This window comes from Intrasporangium sp. (assembly GCF_040414665.1).
Taxonomy (GTDB): domain Bacteria; phylum Actinomycetota; class Actinomycetes; order Actinomycetales; family Dermatophilaceae; genus Intrasporangium.
Genome location: NZ_JBEDUL010000119.1, coordinates 1 through 6886 on the forward strand (window position 1 = coordinate 1; position 6886 = coordinate 6886).

A 6886-nucleotide genomic window follows, 5' to 3' on the forward strand; every position below is an offset into this window, starting at 1 on the left:
GAAACGAGGTGCCATGAGCTCGGGCAAACCGAGAGTCGCGGTGGTCGGCAGCTACGGCGTCGGGCTGACGATGCGCCTGTCACGCCTACCCGTCGCAGGAGAGACCATCGCCGGCGGCGAGTTCTCCTCCGGCCATGGCGGCAAGGGGTCCAACCAGGCGGTTGGCGCGGCCCGGCTCGGCGCTGACGTCACCTTCCTCACGGCCATCGGCGCGGACGCGATGGGCGAGGGGGGTCGCGCGCTCTGGAAGGCAGAGGGGGTGGACGCCTCCGCGACCGTCACCATCCAGGACGCGGCGACGATGGTCGGGATGATCCTCGTCGAGCCCTCCGGCGAGAACCGCATCGTCATCGCCACCGGCGCCCTCGACCACCTCGGCGCGGAGCATGTCACGGCCTTCCGAGGTCAGCTCGCAAATGCCGACATCGCCGTGGTGTCCCTGGAGATCCCACTCGACACTGCCCTGGCTGCCCTCCGCGCAGCGAGCGAGGAAGGGACTCGGACCCTGCTCAATCCGGCTCCGGCGCAACCGGTCCCAGACAGCGCCTGGAAGCACATCGATGTCGTCACTCCGAACCGCACGGAGGCGGCAATCCTCCTCGGTCACGACCCCGACGCACAGGAGTCTGCCGCTGACCTCGCCGCGCAGCTGCACGCCAAGGGAGTCGGCACCGTCGTCATCACCCTCGGCTCGGCAGGGGCCGTCGTCCACGACGCTGCAGGTCCCCGCACCATCCCGGCCGTCGCCCCCCGGGCCGTCGTCGACACCACGGGCGCGGGCGACAGCTTCACGGCGGCCGTTGCCGTCGCTCTCGCCGAGGGCCAGTCAATTGACGCCGCAACGCAGTTCGCAGCACGCGCCGGCGCCCACACCGTCTCGGTCGCCGAGGTGATCCCCGCCCTCCCCCACCGCGACGACCTGGACACCACAACGGAAGGAACCCCATGACTGATTTTGCGGCGCTCTCCGCCGGGGAACTGGCGCCCTACATCCAGCACACCCTCATCGCCGTCGGCACGACGCGCGAGGAGACGATCGCCCACGCGAAGGAGGCGGTCGAATACGGGTTCGACGCCGCGATGGTCGCCGGCTCGTGGGTCGCCCTGACGGCTGAGGTGCTGAAGGGCACCGGCGTCACGGTCGCGTCCGCCCTCGACTTCCCTACAGTCGGCGTCATGACGAGCGCCGGAAAGGCCGCTGAGGCAGCGGAACTCGTCCGACTCGGCGCCCAGGAGATCGACATGGGCGTGCAGGTCGGGTGGCTGAAGAGCGGTGACTTCGACGGCTTCCGCGAGGACATCGCCGGAGTGGTGCGGGCGGGGGTGCCGGTCAAGGTGATGCTCGAGCTGCCGCTGCTCACGGAGTCGGAGAAGGCCGCTGCCGTCGAGCTCGCCTGCGAAGCCGGCGCCGCCTACCTCAAGAACGCGTCGTCCGGGCAGGTCGAGGTGGCGAGCCCGGGGTCGATCCGCTACCTCGTCGACCGCGCGCCCGAGGGCGTCCTCGTCAAGGCCTCAGGCGGGATCAAGTCCCGCCAGCAGGTCGTCGAACTGCTCTCGGCCGGGGCCGCGAAGGTAGGCACGAGCGCCGGCATCGCCATCGTCACCGACACGAGCGACGCTCAGACCCAGAGCTACTGAGAGGATTCCGTATGCCGCTGAGCTCGCTCAGCGCGGACGCCGCCCAGGTGCCCGCGACGTTGCACTCGCGCATCTCGGCGTGGTTGCGCGAGCAGATCGCGAGCGGTGCGTGGCCTCCGCACTATCGGCTGCGGCCCGAGCCGGAGCTGGCGGTGGAGCTCGGCGTGAGCCGCGGCACGCTCCGACGGGCGCTGTCGACCTTGATCGCTGAGGGGGCCCTCGTGCAGGTGCGGGGCAAGGGCACGTTCGTGACGGCGACCGTCGTCGAGCCCGCGATCGCGCAGAAGCTGACGAGCCTGTCGGAGGACTTCGCCGACGCCGGCGCGCCGCTGTCGACGCGGGTTCTGGGGTGCTCCGTCGTCGGCGCGCCGGCGCCTGTCGCGGCGCTGCTCGACACGCGTGCCGGCCAACCGATCCTGCGGCTCGAACGGTTGCGGAGCACCACTGCCGGACCGGTCGCGCTGCTCGCCAACTTCGTCCGCACCGACCTGGCGCCCGGTCTCGAGACCGTGGACTTCGAGCAGGAGACGCTGTTCGGAGTCCTCGCCTCGCGGTACGGCCTGCACATCACAACGGGTCGACGCACCTTTTCCGCGACGGCTGCGCAGGCCGAGGCCGCGGAGCTGCTCGAGGTGCCGGTCGGGTCTCCGCTGCAGCACCTGGAGCAGGTGACCTACCTCGCGTCCGGTTCGCCGATCGAGTACTCGGACGTGTGGATCCGGTCGGACCGCCTGCGCGTCACCTCGATCCTGACCCGCCACTGACAACTCAAGGCTCTTGGCCACAAGGAGACTGCTGTGACCGTCCCTTTCATTCTCGACACCGACACCGCGCAGGACGACTGCGTCGCGCTCATCGGCGGCCTGCTCGACCCGGAAGCGGACCTGCGCGCCATCACCATGGTCGCCGGCAACGTCAGCTTCGACCGGCAGGTGCACAACGCACAGATGACCCTCAGCGCCGCCGGTCGCCTCGGGACCGTGCCCATCCACTTGGGGTGCCAGCGCCCCTTGGTGCTGCCGTGGGTGTCGGCCGAGAACGTCCACGGCGACGGGTCCGGTGGGCTCGACATGGACTTCGCCGGGACGTCGACCGAGGCCGAGCACGGGGTCGATGCCCTCATCCGGCTGACGGCCGAGTCACCCGGTGAGATCTCCGTGGTCGCCATCGGCCCGCTGACGAACATCGCGATGGCGGCCGTAAAGGAGCCGGACTTCGTCCGGAACGTCAAGAGCCTGGTCATCATGGGCGGCTCGAACAACGGCCGTGGAAACATCACCGCGGCCGGCGAGTTCAACTTCTTCGTCGACCCGCACGCGGCGCATGTCGTCTTCGAGGCAGGCTTCCGCGACGTGACCGTCGTGCCCTGGGCGCCGCTGACCCTGAGCGACGCGGTCTTCAGCCGCGCGCAGCTGTCCCGCATCGAGGCGATCGGCACCCCGCTGGCGAAGTTCTTCCTCACGGTCTGCGGGCCGACCCTGACCTTCGACGAGAGCGTCGGCATCCCGGGCACGACGCACCCCGACTCGTTGTCCGTTGGAGTGCTGCTGCACCCCGAGCTGGTGACGAAGGCGGCCGACTACCACGTCGCGGTCGAGATGAGCTCGGCGCTCACTCGCGGCTACTCGGCGATGTCCTGGGGCGTGCACGGGCTCGAGCCGAACGCCCGTGTCATCGAGGCAGCAGACGCCGAGGGATTCTATGGATGGATCACCGGGTTGCTCGCCACGCGGACCGAGGTGAGCCGACCACTGAGCGGCGGCCACTTCTACTGAGTCGGCTTGGCCCAGGACATGCGTCTGACCCCGCCGGGTGGGGGCGGGGTCCGGGGCGGGCGAGCTAGACGTGCCAGGTGACGCTGGTCGCGGTCGCGGTCGCCGTCGCGGTCAGGTCGTGGCGGTGCACGTGGGTGTGGTGCCGGCGGCACAGCAGCGCCGTGTTGAGCAGGCTGGTCCGTCCACCGGCCCACCAGTAGACGATGTGGTGCGCGTCGGTCCACTGGGGTGGACAGGTGCAGCCGGGGAAGCTGCATCCGCCATCGCGTTGCCACAGGGCCGTGCGCAGCCCACCCGTGACCAGCCGTCGGCGGCGGCCCACGTCCAGCGGCTCCCCGGCAGTCCCCAGCACCATCGGGATGATCGCCGCGTCGCAGGCCAGCCGGCGGACCGTCGCGGCGGACAGCAGGTCCCCGGACATCGCCAGCCCGGTGCCAGCCAGCCGCCCAGCCAGGACGTCGAGGTCCACGGTGACCACGAGCTTGGTCTTGTCGGTCACGGGCAGCGTGGCTGCCGCGGCGACACCCCGCTCGACGATCTCGACGAGCGCGTCGGCGCGGCGCTTGGCCGGGGACCGCGGATCGGGTGTGATCGTGTGCCCGTGCCGGTCCTTGACCGGGCACGGGATCGAGAGCGGGTCGATCGCCGACTTGATCACCGCGGCCGCCTCCGGGTCCAGGACACCGCGCAGGTGCACCATCCCGGTGCGCGTCGGTTGACCGAACCAGAGCCCCCGCGAGGCCCGACGCCCCTGATCGACACGGTCCGTGTCCTCCACGCGGTCGGGGTCCTTGGGTGGGCGGACCTGCTCGGTGTGGTGGCGCACCAGCCGGGTGAAGTCCTCCGGGACCAGCTCCGGCGCCCGGGTGACCAGATCGGCCACCGCCGTGACCACCTCGTCCGGGTCCGCGACCCGCTCGACCTGGCCGTGGAACTCGACGATCCGGGCCGCCTTGCCGACCGTGACATGCCCCATCGTCACCCGCGCCGCGAGCTCGGCCCAGCGCGGCTCGGTCACCGCCCGCGCCACCGTCACGTAGTCCTTGGCCTGCCCGGCCGACAGGTTCGGATCGAGCGATCGCAGCCAGTCCGTGACGGACAGTCCCCCCGGCGGCGCCTCACCCCGGTCGAGCAGCTCGGCCAGCACGTTGACCAGCATCACCTCGTGCTGGACCCGCAACCCGGCCAGGTGCCCGACCGCGTGCGCCAACAGCTCCGACCCGTGCCGCACCAGCGGCCGCCCGAGCAGCGCGTCCACCTTGACCGCCACCGGCTCGTCGAACACCGGCGGCTCGGACGGGCCCGGATAGTTCGCCTCGAACCAGTCCGCGTCCGCGCCATCCAGATCCAGCTCGGACAGCTCGACCGAACCCACCTCACGCGGCAGGAACGGCAACGGCCCCTCCGCCGGCACATGCCCCCACACCCCGCCCGACACCCGGCCCCCCACCTCACGCAGCCGGGGACGCCGCCCCCGCCCGGGAGAGCCGTCCGCCGGCCTCTCCGTCGCGGCGGCCGGACCAGCGGTGTCGGGTGTGCTGGCCAGCGAGGACCAGAACGCATCGGCGGCGGCCCGGGCGTCGGCCTCGTGCCGCGCCTCCACCTCAGTGAGCCGCGTCCGAAGCTGCTCGAGCACCGCCGCGTTCGCCATGTCTCGAACATACGTTCGAGTAATGCACCTTGTCAACACTTTTGGGAAGTTTGTCCCGCCGGATCTTGAGCACCCGCCGGGCGCCTCAGGGACCGTCGGGCTGGGAGCGAGCCCAGCGGCATACGGCATGGTCATGGCACCGCTGGGAGGACACGCATCGAGATCAACGGCGCACCGACGTCTCGAAGCCTGGCGAGGATGCCGTGCAGCTGCGCCTGGTCCGCCACGTCACCAGTGAGAGTGGACGTGCCGTCCGGGTTTCGCTCCACGTCCAGTCCCCCGAGCACCGCGGTCCAGTGGTCGTCGAGATGACCGCCGACCCGGAACTCGTAGGTGGTCGTCATGACTGCCCGCCCACGAGAACCCGAGCTGAAGCGGGGCGGCGGCTGCGGCGCCGCGGGCGTCGGATCGCCCACTCCGCGACGGCGAGGTTGATGATCCAAGCGATCCCCCGCGACGCGTCGAGAGCGAGAGTGCTCGTCCCGAACAGGGCTCCGCCGAAGCCCTCGGTGAAGGCCTGGGTGCCCGCGCCGAGGCCGAGCGCATAGGCACGGATCATCCACGCCCGGTGTGTGGTGACGTCGCGGCGCCGGATGGCCGTGACGCCGAGGACCAAGCAGGCGACCATGCCCGAGGCGAAGGCCAGCCGCAGGAAGTAGAGCAGGTCACCGCTGTTCTCCTTGCGGGGGTAGAACAGGGTCAGCCAGAGCGCCGACACCGCCACGCCCAGGCCGGCGATCGCCAGGACGCGGCCCGCCCGGCGGTGCCAGCCGGGGTGCCGACGGCGGAAGCCGGGCGCGAACTGCATCGCACCCAAGAGCGCGTAGACGATGGAGCAGACGACGTGCATGACGACGGCTCCCGGCGAGCTGGTGAAGCGCGCATCCGCGGGGATGATCTGTGGGCCGCCGGAGAGGTGGATCAGGCGAGCGGTCCCTGCGAACACGGGGATCACGCTCAGCGCCATGAGCGCGATCGGCACCCGCAGCCCGTAGCGGGAGCTCATCGGACGACCTGACCGCTCGCCGGGGACAGGGCCGTGTTGTCGCGCGACGTCCGCGCCGCCTGGCGCTGGTCGCGCCAGAGGGAGACGCCGAGGCCGATGAGGGCAACACCGGTCGGGACGGCGAAGATGCGGTGGAAGGCGTACGGCAGGACCTGTAGCAAGACGGTCGACGCGGTGGCAACGGCGAGCAGGGCTGCAGCCCAGCGAGCGAGGACGCGCGCCCGGAAGAGGGCGATACCGAAGATGACGCCGCCAGCCAGGTAGCCGACGCCGGAGAGCTGGTTGGCGGTCGTGAAGAGGCCGACATCGCCGGTGGGGCTGCCACCGGACGCCACCGTGAGCACGTCGTCAACGTAGGCGGGGGCGGTCTCGGCCAACGAGGGCAGGATGTAGCCGGCGACGAAGGCGATGGCCAGCATGACGAGGTAGCCGCTGGCGAAGAGCAGGTAGCCGACGAGCCCCACGAGGCCGGCCTGCCGCACCTGCCGCACGTACATTCCGGTGATGCCAGCCAGCGCGAGGGCGGCCATGAGGACCTTCATCGAGTTGCGGACAACCCATTCGGTCGTGCTGACCGACGCGACCTCCATCGGCGGGTGGTTGATCTGCACGGCGATGAAGAGCAGTCCGGCCGCGGCCGCGGCGAGGCCTGCCGCCCGACCGAGGTGGCTGGTGGTGATGGTCATGATCGGTTCCTTTGCTGGTGCCGGTCGGGGCTGGTTGCCTCGAACGGTCCGAACGTAGGAATCGACGTGGTGACCGCACATCACCAAGCGATGTGATCGACGTGGTGATTCGCCTCAGATGACGCCCAGC

At 70.7% G+C, this 6886-nt stretch carries 8 protein-coding genes; 4 read left to right on the forward strand and 4 right to left on the reverse strand.

What is annotated here, in order from left to right; genetic code table 11:
- The first annotated feature begins 13 nt into the window (after positions 1 to 13).
- From ABF401_RS12800 to ABF401_RS12815, 4 genes are read left to right on the forward strand one after another with little or no spacing between them, the layout of a single operon-like run.
- A complete protein-coding gene (locus ABF401_RS12800; protein WP_353509953.1) occupies positions 14 to 949 on the forward strand; it encodes a ribokinase in 936 nt (311 codons plus the stop codon).
- Positions 946 to 1638 carry a deoxyribose-phosphate aldolase gene (deoC, locus tag ABF401_RS12805; protein WP_353509954.1) on the forward strand — a complete coding sequence of 231 codons (693 nt, stop codon included), beginning with the start codon at positions 946 to 948 and terminating at the stop codon, positions 1636 to 1638. The genes ABF401_RS12800 and deoC overlap by 4 nt, the downstream gene beginning before the upstream one ends.
- A gap of 11 nt (positions 1639 to 1649) precedes the next feature.
- Positions 1650 to 2402, forward strand: coding sequence for a GntR family transcriptional regulator (locus tag ABF401_RS12810; protein WP_353509955.1), 753 nt, complete (start codon positions 1650 to 1652; stop codon positions 2400 to 2402).
- 33 nt (positions 2403 to 2435) lie between these two features.
- Positions 2436 to 3413: a nucleoside hydrolase gene (locus ABF401_RS12815; RefSeq protein ID WP_353509956.1), complete on the forward strand. Its 978-nt coding sequence runs from the start codon at positions 2436 to 2438 to the stop codon at positions 3411 to 3413.
- Between the two features lie 64 nt (positions 3414 to 3477).
- Here ABF401_RS12815 and ABF401_RS12820 read toward each other — a convergent pair whose 3' ends face one another.
- The 4 genes from ABF401_RS12820 to ABF401_RS12835 all read right to left on the reverse strand — a co-directional run bounded on the left by ABF401_RS12820 (position 3478) and on the right by ABF401_RS12835 (position 6756).
- Positions 3478 to 5064: an HNH endonuclease gene (locus tag ABF401_RS12820; protein ID WP_353509957.1), complete on the reverse strand. Its 1587-nt coding sequence runs from the start codon at positions 5062 to 5064 to the stop codon at positions 3478 to 3480.
- 131 nt (positions 5065 to 5195) lie between these two features.
- A complete protein-coding gene (locus tag ABF401_RS12825; protein WP_353509958.1) occupies positions 5196 to 5408 on the reverse strand; it encodes a DUF8691 family protein in 213 nt (70 codons plus the stop codon).
- Positions 5405 to 6070 carry a DUF2306 domain-containing protein gene (locus ABF401_RS12830; RefSeq protein WP_353509959.1) on the reverse strand — a complete coding sequence of 222 codons (666 nt, stop codon included), beginning with the start codon at positions 6068 to 6070 and terminating at the stop codon, positions 5405 to 5407. The genes ABF401_RS12825 and ABF401_RS12830 overlap by 4 nt, the downstream gene beginning before the upstream one ends.
- Complete coding sequence (locus ABF401_RS12835; RefSeq protein WP_353509960.1) at positions 6067 to 6756, reverse strand: hypothetical protein; 690 nt, start codon at positions 6754 to 6756, stop codon at positions 6067 to 6069. The genes ABF401_RS12830 and ABF401_RS12835 overlap by 4 nt, the downstream gene beginning before the upstream one ends.
- Positions 6757 to 6886 lie beyond the last annotated feature (130 nt).

Coding starts and splice junctions, on each gene's coding strand:
- ABF401_RS12800 (WP_353509953.1), top strand. CDS start 14: ATGAGCTCGGGCAAACCGAGAGTCGCGGTGGTCGGCAGCTACGGCGTC.
- deoC (WP_353509954.1), top strand. CDS start 946: ATGACTGATTTTGCGGCGCTCTCCGCCGGGGAACTGGCGCCCTACATC.
- ABF401_RS12810 (WP_353509955.1), top strand. CDS start 1,650: ATGCCGCTGAGCTCGCTCAGCGCGGACGCCGCCCAGGTGCCCGCGACG.
- ABF401_RS12820 (WP_353509957.1), bottom strand. CDS start 5,064: ATGGCGAACGCGGCGGTGCTCGAGCAGCTTCGGACGCGGCTCACTGAG.
- ABF401_RS12825 (WP_353509958.1), bottom strand. CDS start 5,408: ATGACGACCACCTACGAGTTCCGGGTCGGCGGTCATCTCGACGACCAC.
- ABF401_RS12830 (WP_353509959.1), bottom strand. CDS start 6,070: ATGAGCTCCCGCTACGGGCTGCGGGTGCCGATCGCGCTCATGGCGCTG.
- ABF401_RS12835 (WP_353509960.1), bottom strand. CDS start 6,756: ATGACCATCACCACCAGCCACCTCGGTCGGGCGGCAGGCCTCGCCGCG.